Origin of the sequence: Cloacibacillus sp. An23 (assembly GCF_002159945.1) — a bacterium.
GTDB lineage: Bacteria > Synergistota > Synergistia > Synergistales > Synergistaceae > Caccocola.
The window spans coordinates 41,143-65,556 of record NZ_NFJQ01000007.1 but is presented as its reverse complement, the minus strand read 5'-3'; the positions used below and the strand labels follow the sequence as shown (position 1 = coordinate 65,556).

The 24,414-nt window shown below is 56.6% G+C and carries 21 protein-coding genes; 11 read left to right on the top strand and 10 right to left on the bottom strand.

Features of this window, described 5'->3' with window-relative positions; genetic code table 11:
* Positions 1–8 precede the first annotated feature (8 nt).
* The 5 genes from B5F39_RS08005 (at position 9) to dapA (ending at position 5,168) form a co-directional block, all read left to right on the top strand.
* Positions 9–1,148 carry an Ldh family oxidoreductase gene (locus tag B5F39_RS08005; RefSeq protein WP_087365724.1) on the top strand — a complete coding sequence of 380 codons (1,140 nt, stop codon included), beginning with the start codon at positions 9–11 and terminating at the stop codon, positions 1,146–1,148.
* 171 nt (positions 1,149–1,319) lie between these two features.
* Entirely contained in the window at positions 1,320–2,315 is a 996-nt protein-coding gene (locus tag B5F39_RS08000) for a DctP family TRAP transporter solute-binding subunit (RefSeq protein ID WP_087365720.1), read from the top strand.
* 101 nt (positions 2,316–2,416) lie between these two features.
* Complete coding sequence (locus B5F39_RS07995; protein ID WP_087365717.1) at positions 2,417–2,947, top strand: TRAP transporter small permease; 531 nt, start codon at positions 2,417–2,419, stop codon at positions 2,945–2,947.
* Positions 2,947–4,215, top strand: a complete 1,269-nt coding sequence (locus B5F39_RS07990; RefSeq protein WP_087365716.1) for a TRAP transporter large permease — start codon at positions 2,947–2,949, stop codon at positions 4,213–4,215. Before B5F39_RS07995 ends, B5F39_RS07990 begins: the two co-directional genes overlap by 1 nt.
* A gap of 59 nt (positions 4,216–4,274) precedes the next feature.
* Positions 4,275–5,168, top strand: a complete 894-nt coding sequence (gene dapA / locus B5F39_RS07985; protein WP_087365713.1) for a 4-hydroxy-tetrahydrodipicolinate synthase — start codon at positions 4,275–4,277, stop codon at positions 5,166–5,168.
* 332 nt (positions 5,169–5,500) lie between these two features.
* On the opposite strand, the gene B5F39_RS07980 is transcribed toward dapA, so the two are convergent.
* Both B5F39_RS07980 and B5F39_RS07975 read right to left on the bottom strand, forming a co-directional pair.
* Complete coding sequence (locus B5F39_RS07980) at positions 5,501–6,859, bottom strand: MATE family efflux transporter (RefSeq protein WP_087365711.1); 1,359 nt, start codon at positions 6,857–6,859, stop codon at positions 5,501–5,503.
* A 182-nt stretch (positions 6,860–7,041) separates the two neighbouring features.
* Positions 7,042–8,394: a glutamine synthetase beta-grasp domain-containing protein gene (locus tag B5F39_RS07975; protein ID WP_087365708.1), complete on the bottom strand. Its 1,353-nt coding sequence runs from the start codon at positions 8,392–8,394 to the stop codon at positions 7,042–7,044.
* A 261-nt stretch (positions 8,395–8,655) separates the two neighbouring features.
* On the opposite strand from B5F39_RS07975, the gene modA reads away from it, so the two are divergent.
* The 3 genes from modA to B5F39_RS07960 all read left to right on the top strand — a co-directional run bounded on the left by modA (position 8,656) and on the right by B5F39_RS07960 (position 11,294).
* Complete coding sequence (gene modA, locus B5F39_RS07970) at positions 8,656–9,423, top strand: molybdate ABC transporter substrate-binding protein (protein ID WP_087365706.1); 768 nt, start codon at positions 8,656–8,658, stop codon at positions 9,421–9,423.
* Positions 9,424–9,504: 81 nt separating this feature from the next.
* Entirely contained in the window at positions 9,505–10,224 is a 720-nt protein-coding gene (gene modB, locus B5F39_RS07965) for a molybdate ABC transporter permease subunit (RefSeq protein WP_087365704.1), read from the top strand.
* Positions 10,221–11,294 (top strand): ATP-binding cassette domain-containing protein, encoded by a 1,074-nt coding sequence (locus B5F39_RS07960; RefSeq protein WP_087365702.1) that lies wholly within the window; start codon positions 10,221–10,223, stop codon positions 11,292–11,294. The genes modB and B5F39_RS07960 overlap by 4 nt, the downstream gene beginning before the upstream one ends.
* 174 nt (positions 11,295–11,468) lie before the next feature.
* Here B5F39_RS07960 and B5F39_RS07955 read toward each other — a convergent pair whose 3' ends face one another.
* Positions 11,469–11,654 (bottom strand): hypothetical protein, encoded by a 186-nt coding sequence (locus B5F39_RS07955; RefSeq protein ID WP_087365700.1) that lies wholly within the window; start codon positions 11,652–11,654, stop codon positions 11,469–11,471.
* A gap of 499 nt (positions 11,655–12,153) precedes the next feature.
* Between B5F39_RS07955 and gltS the strand changes: the two genes are divergently transcribed.
* On the top strand, positions 12,154–13,350 hold the full coding sequence (gltS, locus tag B5F39_RS07950; RefSeq protein ID WP_087365698.1) for a sodium/glutamate symporter: 1,197 nt from the start codon (positions 12,154–12,156) through the stop codon (positions 13,348–13,350).
* Between the two features lie 442 nt (positions 13,351–13,792).
* On the opposite strand, the gene B5F39_RS07945 is transcribed toward gltS, so the two are convergent.
* Positions 13,793–14,908: a DUF362 domain-containing protein gene (locus B5F39_RS07945; RefSeq protein WP_087365697.1), complete on the bottom strand. Its 1,116-nt coding sequence runs from the start codon at positions 14,906–14,908 to the stop codon at positions 13,793–13,795.
* 255 nt (positions 14,909–15,163) lie between these two features.
* Here B5F39_RS07945 and B5F39_RS07940 point away from each other — a divergent pair, with 255 nt between their 5' ends.
* Both B5F39_RS07940 and B5F39_RS07935 read left to right on the top strand, forming a co-directional pair.
* Positions 15,164–15,508: a cupin domain-containing protein gene (locus tag B5F39_RS07940; protein WP_087365695.1), complete on the top strand. Its 345-nt coding sequence runs from the start codon at positions 15,164–15,166 to the stop codon at positions 15,506–15,508.
* An 851-nt stretch (positions 15,509–16,359) separates the two neighbouring features.
* Complete coding sequence (locus tag B5F39_RS07935; RefSeq protein WP_087365693.1) at positions 16,360–16,608, top strand: hypothetical protein; 249 nt, start codon at positions 16,360–16,362, stop codon at positions 16,606–16,608.
* A 295-nt stretch (positions 16,609–16,903) separates the two neighbouring features.
* Here the strand turns inward: B5F39_RS07935 and B5F39_RS07930 are convergent, their stop codons facing one another.
* The 6 genes from B5F39_RS07930 to dnaA form a co-directional block, all read right to left on the bottom strand.
* Positions 16,904–17,293, bottom strand: coding sequence for a desulfoferrodoxin family protein (locus B5F39_RS07930; protein ID WP_087365692.1), 390 nt, complete (start codon positions 17,291–17,293; stop codon positions 16,904–16,906).
* A gap of 301 nt (positions 17,294–17,594) precedes the next feature.
* A complete protein-coding gene (locus tag B5F39_RS07925; RefSeq protein WP_087365690.1) occupies positions 17,595–18,140 on the bottom strand; it encodes a DciA family protein in 546 nt (181 codons plus the stop codon).
* A 3-nt stretch (positions 18,141–18,143) separates the two neighbouring features.
* A complete protein-coding gene (gene mnmG, locus B5F39_RS07920; RefSeq protein ID WP_087365688.1) occupies positions 18,144–20,018 on the bottom strand; it encodes a tRNA uridine-5-carboxymethylaminomethyl(34) synthesis enzyme MnmG in 1,875 nt (624 codons plus the stop codon).
* Positions 20,019–20,033: 15 nt separating this feature from the next.
* Positions 20,034–21,101, bottom strand: coding sequence for a DNA replication and repair protein RecF (gene recF / locus B5F39_RS07915; protein WP_087365686.1), 1,068 nt, complete (start codon positions 21,099–21,101; stop codon positions 20,034–20,036).
* Positions 21,102–21,104: 3 nt separating this feature from the next.
* Positions 21,105–22,256: a DNA polymerase III subunit beta gene (gene dnaN / locus B5F39_RS07910; protein ID WP_087365684.1), complete on the bottom strand. Its 1,152-nt coding sequence runs from the start codon at positions 22,254–22,256 to the stop codon at positions 21,105–21,107.
* Positions 22,257–22,486: 230 nt separating this feature from the next.
* Positions 22,487–23,845, bottom strand: coding sequence for a chromosomal replication initiator protein DnaA (gene dnaA / locus B5F39_RS07905; protein WP_087365682.1), 1,359 nt, complete (start codon positions 23,843–23,845; stop codon positions 22,487–22,489).
* Between the last annotated feature and the right edge of the window lie 569 nt (positions 23,846–24,414).

Sequence of the window (24,414 nt, the reverse complement as noted above, 5' to 3'; positions counted from 1 at the left end):
TTGTTATTATGAGCAAGAGGGATTATGTTGTGAAGTACGACGATCTTTACAAGATCGCGAAAGAGATGTTCATGGGTCTCGGCTACTCCGACGAACAGGCGTCGACCGTCACGGAATGCCTCGTCGAAGCCGACGCACGTCATAAACACTCCCACGGCGTCGCCGCGATGATGACCTACGTCAGCCACCTCCGCGCAGGAAATCTGCATCTCGACGCCCCGGCCCCCACTACTGTCTTCGAAACGCCTCTTTCGCTCGTACTCGACGGACATTCCGGCGTCGGTTACTGCATCGCCGACTACGCAGTAAAAAAGACTATAGAAAAGGCGAAGAAAACCGGCGTCTGCATCACAACCGTCCGCCAGGCCAACCACTACGGTTTTGCGGCACATTGGAGCGAGATGATGGCGAAAGAAGGGCTCATCGGCATCTCCATGACGAACACAGTGCGCTGCGTGTGCCCGACCCGAAGCGCTGAACGCAACCTCGGGACAAACCCGATAACCGTCGCCTTCCCGACCGCCGGCGATGAGCCGATGTTCAACCTCGACATGGCGACCTGCGTAATGGCACACGGAAAGCTCGTCCGCAGCCAGGTATTCGCGGAGAGCGGAGTGATCCCGCGCGAAGTCATCATCGACGGCAACGGCAACGTAGTCACCGACTTCAAAGAGGCTCTTGAGATCCTCCACCACGGCGACGACAGAAGCGAGTGCCCGGATCCGCACACCGGAGGACTCGTCCCCCTCGGCGGGACGACAGAAATACTGAGCGGACACAAGGGCTACGGCCTAGCCATGCTCGTCGAGCTCCTAACCGGAGGGCTTGCCGGCGGCACGCCGAGCAAATTCATCCCGCTCGCGCACGAAGGCATCTGCTTCTTCTTTATGGCCATTGATCCCGCGATGTTCGGCGACGCTCAGCATGTCAAAGAACACATTAAATACATCATCAACGAATACAGAAAGACGGCCGCACTCGACCCAGAGCTTCCTGTCATCATGCCTGGCGACAAGTCCCGCGCCGCACGCGCCAAAGCTCTCAAAGACGGCATCGAGCTCAGCCCGGAAATAGTAGATATCCTCAGAGAAGTCGCGAAACTTACGAATAAAGAAAAAGAACTTGAGGCCGTAGTGCATCACGAATAAAAGATAACATCTCTTTTACCGTCCTGCACAGACTTGCGGGACGGTAAAAAGAAGAAGGAAGCCGGTGATAGCGGCAGAAATCTTTAAAACAAAAAAGCCTGGAAAAGAATTCATTACTTTTTGTGTGGAAGACAATGGGATTTTAAGAAAAACTATTGGGAGGTTGCTTATATGAAAAAATTATCCGCTCTGTTGTTCGCCCTGTGCATAATTGTCACCGCGGTAGGTTCAGCTTCCGCGAAGGAAGAGTTCCGCATCAAGTTCGGCTACAGCGCTTCCGATAAAGAATCGAACATCATCACCTTCTACGACACGTTTGAAAAATACGTCGAAGAGGCCTCGGGCGGACGCATCTCCGTCGACGTCTACGCGAACGCCCAGCTCGGCGGCGAGCGCCAGATGCTTGAAGGTATGACGCTCGGCACGATAGAGATGGCTATGCTCTCTCCCGGTATCGCGGCGAACATCGCGCCGAAGTTTCAGGTCATCGACCTCCCCTATCTTTTCGATACAAAAGAAGCCGCCTATAAGGCTCTCGACGGCGAACTCGGCAAAGTTCTCAACGACGAAATACTGCCGAAGGGCGTCCGCCTTCTCTGCTTCCCGGAGAACGGATTCCGCGAGATCACCACTAACACGGCTCCCGTAAAGAGCCCCGCCGACCTTAAAGGTATGAAGATACGCGTCCAGCCGATACCGGCCCACCTCGCCCTCTTCAAAGCCTTCGGAGCCAACCCGACGCCCGTCGACTTCGGCGAACTTTACACAGCGCTTCTCCAGAAGACGGTCGACGCCCAGGAAAACTCCATCACGCTCATATACAGCTCCAAGCTTTATGAAGTCCAGAAGTACATCTCGATGACCAACCACGTCTACGCCCCGTCGGCCGTGTTCATGAGCGAAGCCTTCTTCCAGCGCCTCCCCGAAGACCTCCAGAAGATCGTCCTCGACGGAGCGGCGAAATTCCGCGACGCTTCCCGCGCCAACCAGCAGAAGGAGGGCGAGCGCCTGCTGAAAGAAATGGTCGAGAAGGACGGCATCGAAGTCTACTATCCGACCGAAGAAGAGATGAAGCAGTTCAAAGAAGCCGCGCAGCCGGTATACGCCGAGATGGAACCAGTCCTCGGCAAGGAACTTATCGACCTGGCCCGCAGCGCGAACAACTAGAACAAATTAAATCGTAACTAAACAGGAGGAGGCTTCTGCGGCGGCATCCGCCTCCTCCTGATTCTACCGCTTTCAGATAAAACTGAGAAAGAGGCGAAAAAATGGTCAAATTTCTTAATAATTTAGAAGAGAAATTCCTCGTATTGAATTTACTCATCTCGTCGCTCCTAGTATTTATGAACGTCGTTCTCAGATACTGCTTCCATGCTTCCCTGTCGTGGGTCGACGAGGCGGCGCGCTATATGTTCATCTGGCTTATCTGGATCGGGGCGGACTACACGCTCGCGAACAGAAAACATCTCCGCATCGACATCTTGTCTTCGAAACTTACGGGCAAACCCCGCGTCGCTCTCGAGGTCTTCGTCCTTACGCTCTGGTGCGGCTTCAGCATCTTCCTCGGCATCCAGGGGATCAAGCTCGTCAGCGTCGTCGTCAAGACAGGACAGCTTTCGACCGCTATGCAGATAAGCATGGGATGGGCCTACCTCTGCATCCCTCTTGCGGGTATTTTCATGGCGATACGCCTTGTTTTTGAAATCATCGGTATTCTGCGCACCGGCGAGATAGTCAAGCCGGAACTCAGCGAAGAAGAGATGATGATAGAAGAAGCCAAGAAAGGAGTATCGATGTAATGGATATAGCAATACTGTTTGGTACGCTTTTCGTCCTTCTGGCGCTTTCCGTACCTATTGGAATATCTCTTGGTATCGCCACCGCGGTCACCATCTTCTCGTGCAGCCACCTTCCGCTCGTCCTGATAGCGCAGAACGCCTTCACGGGAATGGACTCCTTCCCGATGCTCGCCATACCGTTCTTCATGCTCTCAGGATCACTGATGACCTACGGCGGCATCTCGCGCAGAATAGTCGACATGGCGGAATGCTTCGTCGGATTTATCACAGGCGGTCTCGCGATGGTTACGATAGTCGCATGCATGTTCTTCGGCGCCATTTCCGGCTCAGCGGCCGCAACGGTCTCCGCCATCGGTTCTTTCATGGTTCCGATGATGGTCGAGAAGAAATACAAGCCTGACTTCGCCGCCGCGGTCATTTCCTCCGCCGGTACGATAGGATGCATCATCCCGCCCAGCATTCCGTTCGTCGTCTACGGAGTTCTCACCGGAACTTCCGTCAGCGACCTGTTTATCGCGGGAATCATCCCCGGCATAGTCATCGGTATCGCGCTAATGATAGTCTCCTACTTCATCAGTAAGAAAGAGGGCTATCCCCGCATGTCGAGCATCCCGACCTTCAAGCATGTCTGCAAGACTTTCGCCGGTTCCATCTGGGCGCTCTTCGTTCCCGTCATAATACTCGGCGGCATCTACGGAGGCATCTTCACGCCGACGGAATCCGCGGTCGTCGCGACTGTCTACGCGCTCATCGTCGGTAAGTTCGTCTACAAAGAGCTAAACTACGAGAGAACTCTCTCCGCTTTCAAGGACGCCGTCCTCGTCATCGGCGCGACGCTCTTCATGGTAGGCCTAGCCACTTCGTTCGCGTCGTACCTCGCGATGGAAAGAATCCCGATCCGCGTAGGCTCCTTCATCCTCGGCTACGCGCACAGCAAATTCCTTGTTCTGCTCTTCATGAACATCGTGTTCCTCATCATCGGATGCTTCGTCGACAACATCTCATCGACGATAATCCTTACGCCGATATTCCTTCCGATAGTCAAGGAACTCGGAATGGATCCGATACAGTTCGGTATGATGATCTCCATCGCGCTCGCCATCGGATTCTCGACTCCGCCTTACGGATGCAACCTGTTCATATCGGCGACTATATCCAAACAAAGCGTCGGAGCGATAGCGAAGAAGCTCGTGCCGTTCATCATAGCGATGATCATATGCCTCCAACTCTTCACCTACATCCCGTGGTTCTCGCTCGCGCTTCTCTAGTCGGCAGACAAGACAAAGCAACTGTTAAATCCATATAAGTAATAAGGAGTGTGCTTAAAATGGAAAAGGTAAGAGGTATCTACACAGCTCTCTGCACGCCCGTAATCGACGGCAAAGTCAACGCCGCGGCTATGGACAAACTCGTCAACTACGTAATCGACAACGGAACGACTGGACTCGTCGCGCTCGGCGGAACCGGCGAGTATTGCGCCCTTACCAACGAGCAGCGCATCGACGCCGTTAAGATGACCATCGACGCCAACAAGGGCCGCGTCCCTGTGGTAGCCGGAATCATCGGCCCGGGCCTTCCCGAAGCCATAGAGATGGGAAACAAATGCAAAGAACTCGGCGCCGACGCAATCATGGTAGTGACTCCGTACTACGTCGTCGCCAACCAGCAGGGTATCTACGACTACTATCAGCAGGTTATGAAGAACGTAGACCTTCCGATGGTGCTTTACAATATACCCTACCGCACCGGAGTCAATATGCTTCCAGAAACGGTCGAGCACCTTCTTGACAACGACGAGCGCCATCAGATCGTCGCGATGAAGGAATGCTGCCCGAACATGGGACAGGTCCTCGAACTTCTCTCGAAGGTCCGCGAGCGCACCTCCGTCCTAACCGGCGAAGAGTTCCTCTTCTATCAGGAAATCTCCTGCGGCGCGCAGGGCGGCATCCTCGCCACGTCCAACCTGCTACCTAAGCTCTGGGCCGACCTTTTCGATCTCATCCAGGCCGGCGAGCTCAAGAAGGCTTCCGAAATCGTCATAAAGGCTACCCCGGTACTGCGCCTGATATTCGCGGAGTCCAACCCCGGACCGCTCAAAGAAGCCATGAAGATGATCGGTATAGACTGCGGCGACCCGCTTCTCCCGCTCGAGAAGCCCGCGAAGCATATCGTCGAAGCTCTTGAAGTAGAGCTGAAGAAACTTCTTGATTGGTACAAGTAATCACTGTATATAGGAGAGACCATATCCTAAACATGGACAAACCGTCAATAAAGTAGAAATTACGCAAGTACTGACGTAAAAAGGTTCCGTTGTGTTATAACGGAACCTTTTTCTATTTTTTGTGCCAATATTATGCAGTATATACAGCAAAAAGAGGTTTACATAAATACATCGATAAACGCCAGCGGCAATACAAATAAATTTGTAAAACAATATCGCCTCTAGGCTGAAGTATCTACTCCGGCTTACGAACCGGCCTTTGGATCATATACACGCGAGATCGGCAGTTCGCAGGATACTGCCGCAAGTTAAATCATTGCTTCGTCTTTATATTATGCGTCTTTTTTTATCAAAGCCGCGTACCTTCTCCACAACCCCGTCCTGTGGTAGGCCCAGTCGAGCGCGAACATAAGGAACCAGCTTGAGACGTAGAGGTACCAGACGCCGGAGGGGGTGGGCCATATCGAGAGGAAGGGGGATATGGCGGCGACGCGGTAGGCGAACTGGGTTATGATTGAGACGACGAGCGGGAAGACCGTGTCGCCCGCGCCGCGGAAGAAGGCCTGCCAGACCGTCGCGAGGCTGTAGAATATGAAAGCCGGGGCTATTATGTCGGTGCAGCGTTTCGCTTCGAACAGCGCGGCCTCGTCGGATGAGAATATCGCGAGTATCGGCCCGGAGAGGAAAAAGAGCACGAGCCAGAAGGCGAGCGAGACCGCGGCTCCCATTATGAAGCCGTTTTTGAGCCCCTGCTTCACGCGGCCGTCCTTTCCAGCGCCGATGTTCTGCCCGACGAAGGTCATGACGGCGGTCGATATTCCCGTGAGAGGGATGAGCATGACGCCCTCGATTCGCGACTCTATCGCGCGTCCCGCTATTGCCGCGACGCCGAATTCGTTGATCGCCTTCTGGAGCACCATCATCGATATCACCATGAGCGAGTTTTGCAGCCCCGTGGGCACTCCGACCCTGACTATGAGCGCGAGCATTTTCACGCTGAAGCCGAAGCCGCGCAGCCGCAGCGATATCACGCTGTCGGAGCGTCCGAGGTAGACGAGGCAGCCGGCGAGCGAGACGGCCTGCGCTATCACCGTCGCGAGCGCCAGGCCGCCGGTACCCATGCCGAGCACAGGCACGAAAAGCAGGTCAAGCGCGACGTTGAGCGCAGCGGCCGCCCCGAGCAGCGCGAGCGGCGTGCGCGAGTTGCCGACGGCGTTCAGCAGCGCGGCCAGTATCGTGTAGCCGAGCGACGGTATCGAGCCGGCGAAGATTATCCGAAGATATACGGCGGACTCCTCGATTATGTTCTCCGGCGTGGATATGAGCCGCAGCGCCGGAACGGCGAAGACTATGCCGAGCACTGTGCATATCAGCCCGCCCGCGGCGAGCAGCACGACGCACGTGTCTACGGCGCTTTTGATGCGCTCGCGTTCGCCGGAGCCGTAGAGCTGCGAAATGATTATCGAAGCTCCGTGTCCGAGGCCGAGGAACATTATAGTCATAAGGAATATTACGTAGAAGCAGTTCGAGACGGCGGCGAGCGCGCCGCTGCCGAGGAACCGCCCAGCGATGACTGCGTCCGCCATGCTGTAGGCCTGCTGGAGCAGTCCGCCGGCTGTGACGGGAATCGCGAATGAAAGCATCTGGCGGAAGGAGTCGCCCTCCGTCATGTTTATTTCTTTAGAGGCCATGTCCGCACCTTTTTCGTCGTTATATTTTGCGCCCGCGCCAGAGGCGCGGCAAAGTCACGTTATTATAACGGCGTACGCGCCGCGGTGTAAACGCGGCGAGGTCGGACAAAATGAACCGAAAAGGTACAAAGCGGGAGGAGGACGGCGCGCGTCTTCCTCCCGTGCTGCTTCATCGTTTTTCGCTAGAAGTAAAGTTCGTACTCCTGAGGCGTCGGGGCGTTGTAGACGTATTCGGCTTCGGCGCGTTTCGCCTTCGTCCAGAGTTCGATAAGCTTCGGCGGGAAGGCCGGCGCCAGATATTCATTGTCCTTCTCGAGGCCGTAGAGGACGGCGCTCAGGCTCAGAGGGAAGATCAGCTCGTCTTTAGCGTCGCGGCTCTCGTAGCCGAGCGCAACTGGGTCCAGCCCCTTCAGGACGCCGTCGGCCCCCGCGAGCACCATAGCGGCGAGGAAGTAATAGAGGTTGCACGACGCGTCGCCGGTGCGGTACTCGACGCGCGTCTCGTCTTTCTTCACGTAGCCCGGTATGCGCACGGCCGCCGCGCGAGAGCCCTTAGCGAAAGTGGCGGAGATTGGGGCCTCGTAGCCCGGCACGAGGCGGCGGTAGCTGTTCGTGCTCGGACAGGCGAAGGCGAGCAGGCTTCCCGTGAGGCTGTGGCTCAGCATACCGGCCGTGTAGGCGAGCCCTTCCTTCGAGAGATTGTACAGGACGCCGCCGGGGAATATCGACTTCCCGTCCTTTTCCAGAAACTGATGGACGTGCATTCCGTTGCCTGGCATCCTGTAAAGCGGCTTCGGCATGAAGGTGACGCAGAGCCCCCACTCGGAGGCGGCCTGACGTATTATCCACTTGGCGAGAGAGACCATGTCCGCCGCGCGCTCCATATCCATGAAGTCCAGCTCTATCTCGAGCTGCGAGACCGCGACCTCGTGGTGGTGGTACTTCACCGGGATGCCGACAGCTTCCATCAGCCGCACCGTTTCGTTGCGGAAGTCCGTGTAGCGGTCATCCGGCGTCATACGATGGTAGGCGGCGTGGAGGCCGACGCGCGGAGACGCGCCGAAATCCCCGCCGAGCCCCTCCGAGGAGCTCACGCGGTAGAAGGACTCTTCGACGCCGCATCTGTATTCAACATCCTCGAAAACGTAATACTCAAGCTCGACCAGCACCTTAGCGCCGTCCGCTATCCCTTTTTCGCGCAGGAAGGAGCCGGCCGCGCGCACGACGCTGCGAGGGTACTGTCCGAAGGGCTCGCGCTCCGTCGAAACCACGTCGCAGAAAACGTGCAGAATCTTGCAATCGCCGCGTATTTCAAAGAAAGCGGCGTTCATGTCGGGAACGGCCACCATATCTGAATTATTAACCTTGGCGTAGCCGTAGTTCGAGGCGTCGAAGCCGACTCCATCTTTCATGACCTTCTCAGAAACGTAGCCGCGCGGCAGAGAGACGCCGCGGATGTTTCCCGCGATGTCCACCATCAGCAGATTCAGAAAATCCGCCTCTTCGATATTGCCGCTGAAACGTTCGAGCTGCATCGCTATCCCTCCAAAAAAAGATAATGTGTAACTGAACTGCTTCTGTGTTTCCGTTTATTTGGTGAAGTTCCGACATTTTAACATAAAAAGTCAGGAACTCCAAATCGCGCGCGACGCCGGCACGTGACGGACGGATGCGCGTCTTTCTCATTTTTTTTTGCAACGCATGTGCATTGCAAAAGGTTCTGGCGCGTTATATAATTTCGGCAGGCGGCGTTACGCCGCAGAAAAATCGTGGGATACTCAAAGGAGCGGGTTTTTATGAAGAGGTTTTCATTATTGGCTCTTGTCTGCGCGCTGCTAGTCTCCGCCGCGCCTGCTTTTGCCGCCGTTGAGCTCTCTGTTTTCGCGGCGGCGTCGATGAACGAGTCGATGACGCAGATAGCGGAGATGTATAAGAAGGCCGCGCCCGACGTCAGCATAGTCTACAACTTCGATTCGAGCGGAACCCTCAAGACGCAGATAGAACAGGGCGCGGAGTGCGATATTTTCATATCCGCAGGACAGAAGCAGATGGATCAGATAAACGACGCGCACGTCATGCCGGGCACGCGCTTCAACATCGTCTCCAACAAAGTCGTCCTCATCGTGCCGAAGGGCAGCAACCCGACGGGAATCACAAGCTTCGAGGACATAGCGACCGACAAAGTGAAGCTCATCGCGCTCGGCAACTCGGACGTCCCCGTGGGACAGTACTCGGAAGAGATATTCAAGCACATGGGTATCTGGGACAAGCTCAACGCGGAGAATAAAATCTCCTTCGCCAGCAACGTGAAGGAGGTCCTCGCGCAGACCGAGTCCGCCGCGGTGAGCTGCGGCGTCGTCTACGGCACGGACGCGGCGACTTCGGACAAGGTGGACGTCGTCTGCGGAGCGCCGGAGGGCTCGCACAAGCCGATAGTCTACCCCGCCGCGATACTGAAGGGCACGAAGAACGAGGCAGCCGCGAAGGCTTTCGTCGAATATCTCAAAGGCCCCGAGGCGACGGCGGTATTCGAAAAGATAGGATTTTCTATCCCGGAGAAATAACCTGACGGTTTTCTCCTCTCTCCTCGTGAAAGGAGCCGGACACGCCTCGGCTCCTTTTTTTAACGTACAGGGGGCGGGCCTATGGACTGGTTTCCTTTATACAACTCGCTGCGCATCGCTGGGATATCGACCTTTATAACCTTCTTCACCGGGATATGCGCGGCATATTACATCTCTAAGCTGCCGAAGTTCGCGAAGGGCGTGCTCGACTGCGTGCTGACCCTTCCGATGGTGCTGCCGCCGACGGTCGTCGGCTTCTTCCTGCTTATGACGATAGGGCCGCTCGGCCCCGTCGGCGCGCCCGTGCTTGAAATGTTCGGCGTGCGCCTCACTATGACGTGGTACTCCGCGATATTCGCGACGGCTATCGTCACATTCCCGCTGATGTACCGCACGGTGCGCGGCGCTTTCGACGGCTTCGACCACAATCTGATATACAGCGCGCAGACGCTCGGCCTCTCGAACACCTATATCTTCTGGCGCGTAATGGTGCCGAACTGCAAGGACGGCATACTCGCCGCGACTGTGCTGGCCTTCGCGCGCGCGCTCGGAGAATACGGCGCGACTACGATGGTGACGGGCTACATACCGCGACGCACAGCGACTATATCCACGACCGTCTATCAGCTCTGGCGCGAGGGCAACGAAGCTCTCGCCTACAAGTGGGTATTCGTCAACCTCGCCATCTCGTTCATAGTACTCGTCGCCGTCAACATGCTCGAGAACAGCTGCCGCCAGCCGAAGGGCAAGGCGGTGAACCACACGATAGGCGAGGAATTCGAGAGGGGCGGCGAAAGATGACGGCGCTCGTGAAATTCCGCAAAAAATTCGGGAGCTTCTCGCTATCCGTCGATTTCGAGGCGGGGAACGAGGTGCTTGCGCTGCTCGGCGGCTCCGGCTGCGGCAAGAGCATGACGCTCAAGTGTATCGCGGGCATCGTTACGCCCGACGAGGGACAGATCGTCGTCGACGGCGTGACATTCTTCGACTCGGCGCGCGGCGTGAACCTGAAGCCGCAGCAGCGGCGGTGCGGCCTGCTCTTCCAGAACTACGCGCTTTTCCCGAACATGACGGCGAAGCAGAACATAATGACCGTGCTCGAGCGTGGAAGCGGCAGGTGTGCGAACAGCGAGGAGAGATACCGCGAGATAGCGGAGAAGTTTTTCATAACAGGGCTCGAAGAGCACTATCCATCGCAGCTCTCGGGCGGACAGCAGCAGCGCGTCGCGCTCGCGCGCATAATGGCGAGCGACCCCGCGATAATCATGCTCGACGAGCCGCTCTCGGCGCTCGACAGCTATCTGCGCTGGCAGCTCGAGCTGAACCTCTCGCGCACTCTCGCGGAATTTCCCGGCACGACGCTCTATGTCTCGCACAACCGCGACGAGGTCTACCGCCTATGCTCGAAGGTATGCGTCATAAACGACGGCGAATCCGAGCCGGTCAAGAGCGTCGCGGAGTTCTTCGACGCGCCGCCGACGCTGACCGCGGCCATTCTGTCCGGCTGCAAAAATTTCTCGCGCGCCGAGCGCACAGGCGAAGGCCGCGTAAAGGCCCTGGACTGGAACGTTTCTTTCGAATGTTCGCGCGGCGTCGCGGACGGCGTCAGATACACGGGCGTGCGGGCGCACTACATAAAGCTCTCCAAAGAGAATACGGGAGCATCAAACGAATTCCGCGCGAAAATCGTACAAATAAAGGACGACGTTTTTAGCACGATAATAAACATAAGGCCGGAAGGCGCTCCTGAGGGAAACCCTTTCTCCGTAATAAGAGTCGAACTGTCAAAAGAAGAGGCGAAAAAATACGGCCTGGGTGAAACGGTATCAGCCTCGGCGGACCCAAGCGACGTAATGACCCTGCTGCCGTAGCGCCGCCGCCAGGCGCTGGCGGCGTTTTACGACGGCCGCCTCGAAGCAGCGCGCCCGCACATAAGTAAACCCCGCCCCTGAGCGGCACGGGCGGGGTCTCTGCATCGTCCCTTTAGGTTTGCTGCGGCGTTGAAACGCTAAAGGGGAAAGAAAGGAGGCTGAATGACTAAAACCCTACATGCCCTCCGCCGGGACGGCGGCCCAGCTTCGCGCCGTAGAGACGAGGTAGTCGTTGAACATCGAATCGAGCGTCTCGAGACCGCGGCGGTTCGTAACGGTCACGATCTGGATATTCATAGCCATGACGATCACCGTGACTATAAGCAGGAAAGAGAAACGTATCTTGTCTTCCTTCGACACACGCCGCGCCTCCTATTCATATAATCTCCGTATATTCATCGGTAATTATACGTAATACTCTCTGCGCTTATTCTATCATTTCTTTGTGCTTTGAACAAGCCGTCCGCCGCGAACGCAGTTATAATTGTCTTTCGCCCGCCGGCCATGACGCCGCCTACGGCCTCTTCCGTTTTCAGCGCCGCGCGCCGGGCCCGGGCTGCGGATGCTCCGCGGTCCGACGCTGTATAATTCGCGGCATATTTGCAATATTTTTGAAAGCAATGCCATTTAAGAACGTGAATATACAAATTATACGGTTTTTATAAAAATATAGGACTTTATTTAGGAATTTCGTTAAAATCACAAATTTTTAGAAAATCTATTGTTGCCCAACGGACGCGGCGGCGGTATAATTTCATGGCGTAATATGATCCACTTCCTTTTTTGCAGGAATAAAAAGGGAACGCTCCCTTTAATTTATTGCGCGCAAACGGTTCAAAGCTGAAAGGAGAAAAACCAAATGCTCGAAATAAACCTGAACATGTACCACGCCGTCGCCCTCGCCGCGGTGCTCTTCTGGCTCGGCTCGTTTCTCTGCGGAAAGATAGGCGCGCTCGGGCGCTACTGCATCCCGGCCCCGCTCGTCGGCGGCGTCTGCTTCGCAGCCGTCAACACCGCGCTCTACGCGACCGGCACGGCATTCATAACCTTCGACGACACCCTCCAGACGGTATTCATGAACATATTCTTTACGACGGTAGGCTTCACCGTGAGCCTGCAGCAGCTCAAGAAGGGAGGCAAGGCCGTATTCCTCTGCCTGATGCTCGCCGTCGCGATAACGGTCATCCAAAACGTCCTCGGCGTCTTCCTCGTCGGCGCGCTCGGCCCCGACTCGCGCCTTGGCCTCTGCGCCGGGTCGATAGCGCTGGTCGGCGGCCCCGGCACGGCGGCGGCCTACGGTCAGGTGATGGAGGGCATGGGCATACAGGGCGCGTCCGTCGCAGGCCTGGCCTGCGCCACATTCGGCCTTGTCGCCGGCTCGATAATGGGCGGCCCGACCGCCGCGCGCAGGATAAAGAAGCACGGCCTCGTCTGCCCCGCAAAGGCCGAGGCCGAAGACGAGGACGAGAGCGGCAGCACGGCATTCACGACCTCGAGCGCGCGCTTCGTAGAGGGCTTCATGCTGCTGATGCTCGCGCTCGGAATCGGCAGCTTCGTCGGCTCCGTGCTGACGCGCGTCACCGGCATCACATTCCCGAGCTATATCGGAGCGATGATAACCGCCGCCGTCGTCCGCAATGTGATAGACGTGGTTGAACGCGACTTCCCCGAAGAAGAGGTCGAGGTGGTAGGCAGCATGTCGCTGAGCCTCTTCCTAGCTATGGCGCTCGCCGGGCTCCAGCTCTGGCTGCTCGTCGATCTCGCGATACCGCTCGTCACGGCGCTCGCTGCGCAGGTCGTCATGATGTTCCTCTTCGCCTATTTCGTCGTGTTCAACGTCATGGGGCGCGACTACGACGCCGCGGTAATGACCGCCGGCTTCGTCGGATTCGCGATGGGAGCCACCTCGAACGCGATGGCGAATATGCAGGCCGTAACGCGCCGCCACGGGCCGTCGCACGTGGCATACTTCGCGATACCGATGGTCGGAAGTCTCTTCATAGACTTCATCAACGCGCTGATAATTACGGGAATACTGGACTTCCTGTCGAAATAGCGGAAAATAATAACAGCACAAAGCAAAGCCGCGCCCGCGCCTGAAATTTCATAGGCGAGGGCGCGGTCTTTTTACTTATACTCATTTAACTGCCAACGAAAAATAGTTGGATTTATACTATTTTTACTTTCCTGCAAAAAATTCGTCCTTCCGCGAATCTTCTGCGCCCGGTGAAACGGGGCAGGCTCAGCGGAACCTCCGTCCTAAATACCTAGGCAAAACGAAGCGATAGAGGTTGCTGTCGCTACAGAGTCTCTCAGCCCCCGCCGCGTCTCATCGGGGTTAGCTGCCCGCGTTTCCGCGCCTGACGCGGCGTCCCGCGGCTTTCAGCTCCGGTACGCTGCGGTTTTTAACGACGCTCGACGCCGGGTCAAGCCCGGCATTACGAGAGAGTTCTTCTCAGCCGAAAGTTAAAATTATATAACGGTCGGAGGTGTGCGGCTTATATCTTTCTCAGCTCGTACTCCCTGACGCCTATGCCTATCTTCTCCGCGTGGGCGAGCGTCTCCTCCCAGTGCGTGTTTGGGTGGATGGTGTGGAAGTGGTCGCAGCCCGCGCCGTTTTTCTTTATCTGGTCGTCGAGATAGGTGCCGGCAACGACGGGGGCCTTCATCACGGCGTCGGCGCAGGCCTGGTCGAGCGCCACTGGGTCGAACGAGGCGAAGAAGCCGATGTTCGGGACGACGGCGGCGTCGTTCTCGGCATGGCAGTCGCAGAATGGCGACACGTCCACGACGGCGGCGATGTGGAAGCTCGGCTTTCCGTCTATGACCGCCTTAGCGTACTCCGCCATCTTGCGGCAGAGCAGGATGTTCGACCCCTCCCAGTCCGGCTGCACCGCGTCGAATGGGCAGGCCGCTATGCAGCGCCCGCAGCCGACGCAGTTGTCGTGATTGATATTCGCCTTGCCGTCGGTTATGCGTATCGCCTTGTGCGCGCAGTTGCGGGCGCACCTTCCGCAGCCTATGCACTTATCGTGATCCACGCTCGGCTTGCCGTCGCTGTGCATCTCCATCTTTCCGGCGCGCGAGCCGGAGCCCATGCCGAGATTCTTTATCGCTCCGCCGAAGCCCGTCTCCTCGTGCCCCTTGAAGTGAGTCAGCGAGATTATCACGTCCGCGTCGGCTATCGCGCGCCCTATCTTCGCTTCCTTTATATACTCGCCGCCAGCCACAGGCACGCGCGCCTCGTCCGCGCCCTTGAGGCCGTCGGCTATGATGACGTGGCAGCCGGTGCAGAACGGGTTGTAGCCGTTCTCGTAGGCAGAATCGAGATGCTCGAGCGCGTCCTTCCTGCGCCCGACGTAAAGCGTGTTGCAGTCCGTAAGAAACGGCTTGCCGCCCAGCTCTTTCACCTTGTCCGCGACTACCTTCGAAAAATTCGGGCGCAGATAGGCGATATTGCCGGGCTCGCCGAGATGCAGCTTTATCGCGGCGAACTGCTTCTTGAAGTTTATGCCGTCTATACCGGCCGTTTCGATGAGCTTTCTGAACTTCTGCAGAAGATTCATCTCCGGCACAGCCCTCATATCGGCAAAATAAACTGTTGAACGTGACATGTATTCTCCTCCGTTTTTCAAGCCTTGCGGCGTTTTTCCCAAACACGCCCTTTATAATACAACATCGAGCCGGCTCAAGAAAAGACGAAATCTCCGCGCGCAGATGCGATTCAATTAGTCAAATAAAATCAAACATAAATAGCTCTTTTTACTGCACGCAGCCATCCGCCCAAACTCGATTTGGACTTATAATCAGCTCACGGAACGCCGTAAAAACGACGGCGGGCCGCACCCATTTGGAGGAGGAATAAAAAAATGCTCAAAAACAAAGACGAGGGCGTAAGGGCGGAAAAGCTCGGAGGAAGCGGCAAAGGCGCGGCGATGAGATTCCCAGTGGAGATACCGGACGACGGCGGCGCGTTCACCATGACGACGCGCATCGAGCTTGAGCCAGGAGCATCGATAGGCTACCACCTCCACGGCGACAACGAGGAGGTCTACTTCATCATGGACGGCGAAGGGCTCTACTGCGAAGACGGCGAGAAGCACGCGGTAAAGGCCGGAGACATAATGCTCTGCCGCAAAGGCCATTCGCACGGACTGGAAAACACCGGGGCCGGAAAGCTCGTCCTCGGAGCCGCTATAGCCAGGCGCGGATAGCGCGCGGCGCGGGCCGCGGAAAACGCACGAAACGGCGCGAAGGCGGAAAGCCGCGCGCCGTTTTCCATCGCAGGCCGCCGGACGCTGCCATTACGGCCCGGCCAAACGCCGGAGGCCGGCGCTCCGCGGCGGCGGAACCGCCGCCGGTACCAACTCAAAATACGCCGCGGACGGCGCTTTTACGCTCTTCTGAATTATTCTTAACCTTACTTTTACATAACTGAAACGCCAGAAAGAGCCGCCGCACCATATTCACCTCACTTATGTACATAGTTATCCACAATTTGTGATTAACTATGTGTTTTTCAGCCGTTTACGCCCCCGCAGGCTGAGCTGTGATATTAAAAACATCGAGTTTAGTGTGTATAACCCGGCGCTGTTCTTGTGGACAAAGGCCGCAGATGTGAAGAAAACCGAAAACAACTTCCCTCACTTTTTTAAGAAAAGCGCCGCGATAATCACCGAAGCCAGAGTCTGCCCGAAAGTCAACCGGGCAGAGCGGCTTTTTTGAAAATTTTCACCGTTACGATGTAAAGCTCCCCTAGTCATGGGAATAGAGCGCGGTCACGCGGCTGAAACAAAAATCGCAGAGACTCTCCGCGCATTACAAAAAGCACGGAAAATCTCTGCCGCCTGGAGTTTTTGTATGTGGATGCGAGGAGGCTGGTATAAACAGGAGCACCTTCTACCTGCATTACATAGATTTGGACGACGTTCTGGACGATATGCTGAACGCTGTAGCGCGCGACTCCGCTGAGTCAGTCGGCCATGCAGTATGCGGAAGGGCCGAGCGCGGAGCGTACCATTTCTGCGCGAAGATAAGAGAGAACGAGGATTATTAGATTATATTCATGGACGAATCGATAACAGGCAGGCTTCTTGAAAAAATATCAAAATCGTGCAGGGAAAAATACATCGCAGAGATAACGAAGTCAGGAGCGTTGTCGCGCGAAGAGGCCGAAGCTGTTTTTTATTTCCAGATAAACGGATGTCTCGCGCTGAACAGGCTGCTGGTGCGCGGAAAGCGCTCGGACTGGGTGAAAATCCAGAACGCGGTTGACTCTTTTATAAAGGCCGGAATGGCGCAGTTCACCTCCTAATGGCTCATCGCGCGTATATATAGTGCTTTAACTTTTACATAAAAACGACGTCGTTCCGCGAATCTTCTGCGCGGAACCTCCGTCCTAAACAAACACTGAGGCTAAAACAACGCGATATAGCCACGAAAGCTGCTGCTGGGTACGGGACGGAGGCGCCGCAGAGCCTGCCCCGCTTCATCTGGCACATGGACGTTGCGGGGCGACATATATTTTTTTATAAAAGTTAAAGAACTATACAGAGAAAGGCCGCCCCGGAAAGGGCGGCCTTTTGTTTCTTCGAAAATTTTTACGGGTTTTATTCGACTACGATCTTCTTCGAGGACTCCCAGAGGCCGTGTACGTTGCAGTAGCTGACCGCGATGAGCTCGCCGGACTTGGCGGGCTTGAACATTACGCAGCTCGCGGGCTCGGCGAGAGCGACGCCGGGGTTGTCGAGGTTCATCGTGTCGCCGTGGCTGTTGTAGCAGAACTTCGCGACGTCGACGACGGGGCCTTCCTCGGGCTTGAAGTAGAGCTGTATCCAGCTGATGTGGTGGAGCGGCGTGTTGGGGTGCTTGATCTCCTTGCCTACGCAGACTTTGACGAGCGCTTCCTCTCCCGCTTTGACAGTCTCGGGGGCGTCTATCGTCGGTACGTGCTTCTCAGCCTTGAAATCTCCGTCTTTTACAACTTCTCCGATTTTCATTTTTGTTCCTCCATTTTTTTTTATTTCTAAATTATTTTCAACTTCCGCACTAAGGCTATTATACCACTTTTGTGCAGAAAAGCCAGCGGAAAAGTGAAATCTGGGATTTTTATTTTCGCGCCGTTCAACCGGTGAAGAGAAACGCCGGTTCGCCGCCGTTCCAAGCTTTACGCCGCGCTGCGTCCGCGAGAGGGCGCCGGAAATCTTCGCGGCGCGCCGGCGCGCTACGCGGACGGTGCGGCTTTTTATAATTTTTATAAAAAATCCGATGTTTTCCGCAGTGCGCGGAGGCTGGCGCGCGTCAGCCCCGGCTGCGGCGTTTCGAGAGTTTTTCGAGCGAGAGCATGACGCGCGCCATCGCGGAGGCGAGTTCGGGAGAGAGGCCGCCGTCCGCGAAGTATTTTTCGCGCTCGGCTATTTCAAGCTCGCTGTTTACTATCGGGACGCGCCTGTATACTTTCGCGGGCGCAGCGCGGTTTCCCGTCAGCCGCACCGGGCCGACGCGGAAGAGGACGCCGACCGGCGCGCCGCCGAAGAAGGCGGATATACCGCGCTCGAGGCGCGCCCTGCGGAAGCGCGCCGACGAGAGAACCATCTGGTCGGGGACGTTGACGGTGATGAGAAGTTTTTCGCCGGCGTCCTCGCAGACGGCCGGAGCGCTGCGCGAGGCGAGCGGCTCGCCCGCCACTTCGCGCCAGTTTTCCGAGAGTTCGGAGAGTTTCATCGAAAGGCGCAGGAGCTCCCAGCGCGGGCCGGAAGCTCCGTTTTTTTCCGCGCTTCCGCTCGTTTTTCCAGAGAGCGCGGAGGATACGACGTCGCCCGCGCTTTTCGCCCGTTCGGCCTCCACGCGCTACGCGTCCTTTTTTCTGCGCGCGCTCTCTATCGCGACCCAGAGGAGCTGGATGTCGGAGGGCGGCACGCCCGGTATGCGCGAGGCCTGTCCGAGGGTCGCGGGCGATATTTTCGCTAGTTTGCCGCGCCCTTCGGCGGAGAGGCCGCGTATCGCAGAATAGTCTATGTTTTCGGGGATTTTCAGTATCTCCATGCGGCGGAATTTTTCCACCTGCTTTTTCTGGCGCTCGATATAGCCCTCGTATTTGAGTTCGTTCGCTATTTTTTCGCCGAGCTCGGGGTCGAGCGCCGAATCGGTGAGCTGCGCGACAAGCTCCCACTTCACCTCGGGGCGGCGCAGCAGCTCGAGCGCGCCGACTCCTTCCGAAAGCGGCGAGGAGCCGGCCTCGGCCAGCTTTTCGTTGACTTCGGCGGTCGGATGTATCTTGTATCCGCGCAGCCTTTCGCGCTCGTTTTCTTCCGCGCCGCGGGCCGCGAGGTATTTTTCCCATTTCCAGTCGGGAAGCAGGCCTACGGCGCGTCCCTTCGCGCAGAGCCTGTCCGCCGCGTTGTCGTGGCGCAGCAGCAGACGGTATTCGCAGCGGCTCGTGAGCATCCTGTACGGCTCTTTCGTCCCCTTCGTTACAAGGTCGTCTATCAGCACGCCGATGTAGGATTCGTCGCGCCCGAGGACGAAAGGCCCGTCGCCGCGCACGCGCAGCGCGGCGTTTATCCCGGCGATGAGTCCCTGTCCCGCGGCCTCTTCGTAGCCGGAGGTGCCGTTTATCTGTCCCGCGAGGAAGAGGTTCTTGACAGGCTTCGTCTCGAGCCACGGATGGAGCTGCGTCGGCACGACGAAGTCGTACTCTATCGCGTAGCCGGGGCGCAGTATGTGCGCGTGTTCGCAGCCCTTTATCGTGCGGACGCTTTCGAACTGCGCTTCGAGACACATCGAGGTCGAAAAGTTCTGCACATACACCTCGCGGCCCTCAGGCGTTATGGGTTCGAGGAAGATAGGATGACTATCCTTTTCGGGGAACTTTATTATCTTGTCGTCGATGGAAGGGCAATATCTGGGCCCTTCAGTTTCAAGCTTACCCATGTAGAGCGGCGACTGCTCGAAGTATTTTCTGATTATTCTGTGAGTTTCTGCGTTCGTGCGGGTGAGGCCGCAGACCATTCCAGTGTAGACTCGTTTTTCGCCGAAGTGAGAGAACGCCTGAGGCTCGCCGATGCTCTTCTGGCATTCGAGCGAAGCCCAGTCTATCGTGTCGAAGTGGAGCCTCGGCGTAGTGTCGGTGCGCAGGCGGCCTATCTCGAGGCCCGTCCTCCGCAGCGACGCGGCGAATTCCGTCGCGGGCGTCATGCCGAGCGGGCCGGATTCGCGGCAGGCGAGGCCGACGTATATCTTCGATGCGAGGTATGTCCCCGTAGCGAGCACGACGCAGGAGGCGTAAAAACGTTGTCCCGTAGATATTTTGACGCCGCGCGCCTCGCCGTTTTCTATCAGCAGCTCTGCCGCCTCGCCCTGGTGAAGGTCGAGATTCTTCTGCGTCAGCAGCGCGGTGCGGTAGTGGTCGCCGTAGCGCCTCGGGCTGCACTGGGCGCGCAGCGTGCGCACCGCCGCGCCCTTAGATGTGTTGAGCCAGCGGAGGTGCTGCGCAGCGTCGTCGGCTGCAGCGGCGCACTCGCCGCCGAGCGCGTCTATCTCGCGCACGATGTGGCCTTTCGCCGGGCCGCCTATAGACGGGTTGCACGGCATCATCGCGATGCTGTCCAGGTATATGCAGAGCAGCAGCGTTTCCGCGCCCATACGCGAAGCGGCGAGCGCCGCCTCGCAGCCGGCGTGGCCCGCGCCTATCACTATAACGTCGTAATGTTCGCCTATTTTCATATTTTTCTCACTTCTTTACACTGTTTCTTCAATTTTATCTATTTTTCCGGAAACTATCCGGTATACCGAGCATGGTACGGAGGGCGACACGGGTTCGGCCGTCGCGGCGAATATCTGTCCGCCGCGCTCGTGCAGCGTTGAAAAAAGCTGATCCTTGCCCGCCGGGTCCAGCTCCGCAGCGACTTCGTCGAGCAGCAGCACCGGCTCGCGCCCGAGCTTGCGCCGCACGCTCTCCGACGCCGCGAGCATCAGCGCCATCGCGGTGCGGCGCCGCAGCCCGCGGCTGAGCGACGACGACGCCGGGCGCTCGCGCGAGGTTATTATTATGTCGTCGCGGTGAGGGCCGACCACGGGAAAGCGCATAGCCCTCTCGCGCTCGCCGTTCACCATGACGGCCTTAGCGTAATCGTCCTCGCAGCTCCGCTCGAAGCCCGCGCCGCCGCGCTTGAGCGAAAGGCCGACCCCGAACGGCGCGAGCCGCTCGAAACCGCGCAGTGAATCGCTCATCAGCGCCACGCCTTCCTCGCGCATCCTCCATATCCACGAGGCGAGCGGCAGCAGCGCGCGGTCGGCTATCATCGACGGCATCCCGCGCTTGAGGAACACGGCCTTCTGCCGCACGCCGCGCCTGTATTCGGAAAGCCTCATCGCGTAAGAAGGGATTATCAGAGCGAGCACCATGTCGAGCATACGCCTCCGGTAGACCGACGAGCCTTCGACTATCGACATATCGTCCGGAAGGAAGGTCAGCACCGGTATCTTCCAGCGCAGGTCGGCCGCGCTCGCGGCCTTGTCGTCCACGCGTATCGCGTAGCGGCGCGCTATCTTCACCTTGATGATCTCGGAGCCGTCTATCTCTCCCGTAAGCTGCACCTCGGTCGAGCCGCTGTTCCACGTCGGGATCGAAACGGCCTTAGTGCCGCGGTCAAGCGGCCCCCATCCAGCGATTATGTTGAGCCCTTCGAGTATGTTCGTCTTGCCGGAGCCGTTTTCGCCGGTAAGCAAATTCAGCCCCGGGGACCAACGCATCTCCCGGGGCTCTATGTTTCTGAAATTGTTGAAACGTACCCGCCTGAAGCCCATGCCTTAGCCGAGGTCGGAATCGAAGGCCTTAAGCTCGTCCTCGGAGAGGTTTATAGGCGCTATAAGACAGAGGAAACCGTCGCCGTCGCCCCGCTTGACCGACATGTGGCCCGACTGCCCGTTGAACGAAAGCCTTACCTGCGGCTCGCGCAGCACCTTGAGCGCCTCGAGGAAGAATTTTGAATTGACGGCGATGCGGAGCTTGTCGCCTTTGATCTCGGCCTCTATCTCTTCCTTCGCCTGCCCGAAGTCCGGAGCCTTGCCGCGCAGCACGACGGGGCCGTCCGGGGCCATGTCGAGCACGACCATCCTGTTGAAGTCGCGCACGATGACGTCAACGCGCTCAAGCGCCGATATCAGCTCGCCCCTGTCGGTCAGCACGTCGAGAGTGCTGTGCTTCGGCAGTATCTTCTCGTATGGCGGGAACTTGGATTCGACGCGGCGCACGGTGAATTCGAGCGTCTCGGTCTTGAAATAGAACTGCGCGCTGTCGAACAGCACCTTGACCTCGGTCTCAGGCGTCAGTGAGCCGAGTATGCGCTGAAGCTCCTTTATCCCCTTCATCGGAAGCAGGGCCTGCTCGCCCTCCTTCGCGTCGAATACGGATGCCGCCGACAGCGCGAGCCTCCTCGTGTCGGTGGAGACGACGTTGAGGCGCGACGATACTATCTGGAGGTTGGCGGACGAGAGGTAAAGCGGAAACTCTTCGCCGGCCGAGGCAGCTAAAGTGCCTTCGTCGAGAACCTTCGCGAGCTCCCCCGCCGCTATCGAACAGAACAGCTCCGCCTCGTCTGACGAGGGCAGAGCGGGAAACTCGCCGACCGGATAGGTAGAGAAGTTGTATTTGCTTCTGCCCGCCCTCAGCACGACCTTTCCGCCGTCGACGTCGAGGGTGAACTCTTCGCCCGGCGCTTTCTTGAAAAGGTCGCTCACCATCTTTATCGGGAAGACGGCCTCGCCGGGCTCCAGCACAGTGACTCCGGCCGCGCGGCATATCACCGAGGTTTTTATATCGGTCGCCTGAAGTATTACCGATTCGGCCGAGGCCTTCACCAATATCGAAGAAAGTATGCTTACGGTGCCTCCCGTGGAGGTGCTCCGCTCCGCGAGGCTCCAGCTGCCGAGGAACTGTTTTTTATTGATTGTAAGTTTCACAAGTCGGACCTCCTAGTAACACATCTCTTTTATATTTAAAACCGTAATAGCAGTAATAGGCGGTGTGTAAATGTGTAAATCCCCTATTTTCCGTTGCAGTCCGCCGTTTTTCGGTGTGGAAAAGTTTTTGTGTTTACCACAAACTTATACACATTATCCACAATGGATTTGTGAAAAAGCCTGTGCGAAAAAACTGCCCACAATTCAAGACACTGTTTTTCTGCCGTTTTTTATATCTTGTTTACAATGTTATCCACAAAGGATCTCACCCTCATATCCGTCTTTATAAGGTCGGATATTTTTTTACAGGCGTGGATTACATTCGTGTGGTCCTTTTTGTTGAAGGCGTACGCTATCTGTATCAGAGGCTCGTTTGTCTTGTTGCGCGCGACGTACATGGCGACCTGGCGCGCAAGCGCGAGGTCGGCGGTGCGCTTCTTCGACAGCAGATCCTCTATCGTTATGCCGAATGTTTCGGCGGTGAGCTGCTGTATCAGCCCTATCGTCACCTCGGTGCCCGGCACGCTCTTTATCAGATCCTTGAGCCAGACTGAGGCGTTTTCTATCGTTATCGGCTCGTGGTTGAGGTCGGCGCACGCGACTATCCTGTTCAGCGAACCCTCGAGCTCCCTGATGTTGCTCGGGATATTCTGCGCTATGAACATGATGACCTCTTCGGGGATATTGCGGTAGCCCTTCATCTCTACTTTTTTCTGAAGTATCGCGACGCGCGTCTCAAGATCCGGCGGCTGTATGTCGGTCACCAGCCCCCACTCGAAGCGGGATACGAGCCTGTCGGCTATGCCCTCGATGTCCTTAGGCGGCCGGTCGGCGCTGATTATTATCTGTTTCTTCGCGTCGTGCAGCGCGTTGAAGGTCCAGAAAAACTCCTCCTGCGTCTGCTCCTTGCCCGCGATGAACTGGACGTCGTCTATCATAAGCACGTCGAGCTCGCGGTAGCGCGCGCGGAATTCCTGCGTCGTGTTGTTGCGTATAGAGCTGATAAGGTCGTTCGTAAACTTTTCGGCGCTCACATACAGTATTTTCGTTTTCGGGTCGGCGTCCTCGATGTGGTGCCCTATCGCGTGCATCAGATGCGTCTTGCCGAGCCCGACCTTCCCCCATATGAAAAACGGGTTGTATGTGTTGCCCGGAGACTCGGCTACGGCGAGGCTTGCCGCGTGCGGCAGCCTGTTCGACTTGCCGACGACGAACGTGGAGAATACGTAGTTGGGATTGAGGCCGTTTTTGCTCGAAGCCCTCGCAGGCGGCGCGGCCTCGGCCGGAGGCGCGGCGACCCTGCTCGGCGGCTTTTTATCCTCCTTGTCTTCGTGTGTTTCAGCGACGGCGAAGCGGAGCTCGGAGGCGAAGCCCGTTTCTGCGATGAGCTTCTGCATCCTGTCCATGTATCTGTTCCTTATCTGATCCATCGCGAACGGCGTGGCGACGTCAACCAGAAGCACGCCGTTCGCGAGAGAGACAGGCATACATGTTTGAAGGTACATTTCGACCGTTTTGTCGTCCTTGCCTATTTTCTCTATACAATATTTATAAAATTCGTTCCAAACCAAATCCGCATCGTTAGCCATTCATGTCACTCCAAAAAAGAAGAGAAACGGTTATATTCTTCTTCATCAGATTTTATCATGAATCGAAGAAAGGCAAGACAATTTTTTGTATCCGCTTCGCCCGCGGCGGCGGCGCTGATGATAATTAACAAAGTCGTAAGAAATACACAGAAGTTATACACATATTCACAGGCAGAATCACATGTATATGTGTAAAAGTGTATATCCAGATACAGAGAAGTTTTTCAGCCGAAAATCTAAAAATCAGACTATTTGACGATGGCTGACGAAGTTCTTTTTTCTGCGGAAAATGCGTAAAAAATGATTTTTACAAAGTTATTACCATAATGTGTATAAAGCAAATACTTATAGTAAGCTTTTTCCCGTTTCATTAAATAAGCAAAATCAGACATTTTGGGCGCCGTTCCGCTCTGTAGTTGCGTTTAAGCGTATAGAGCCCTTCAAAGTCTGTGAATTATTCACATGGTGTGGATAAAAGTTGTGTTTAAGTATGTGTAATTCCGAAAAATATATATTTTTGCTTTGAAATCAGATATAAAAAGTGTTTATAACAGTTGATTAATACTGAC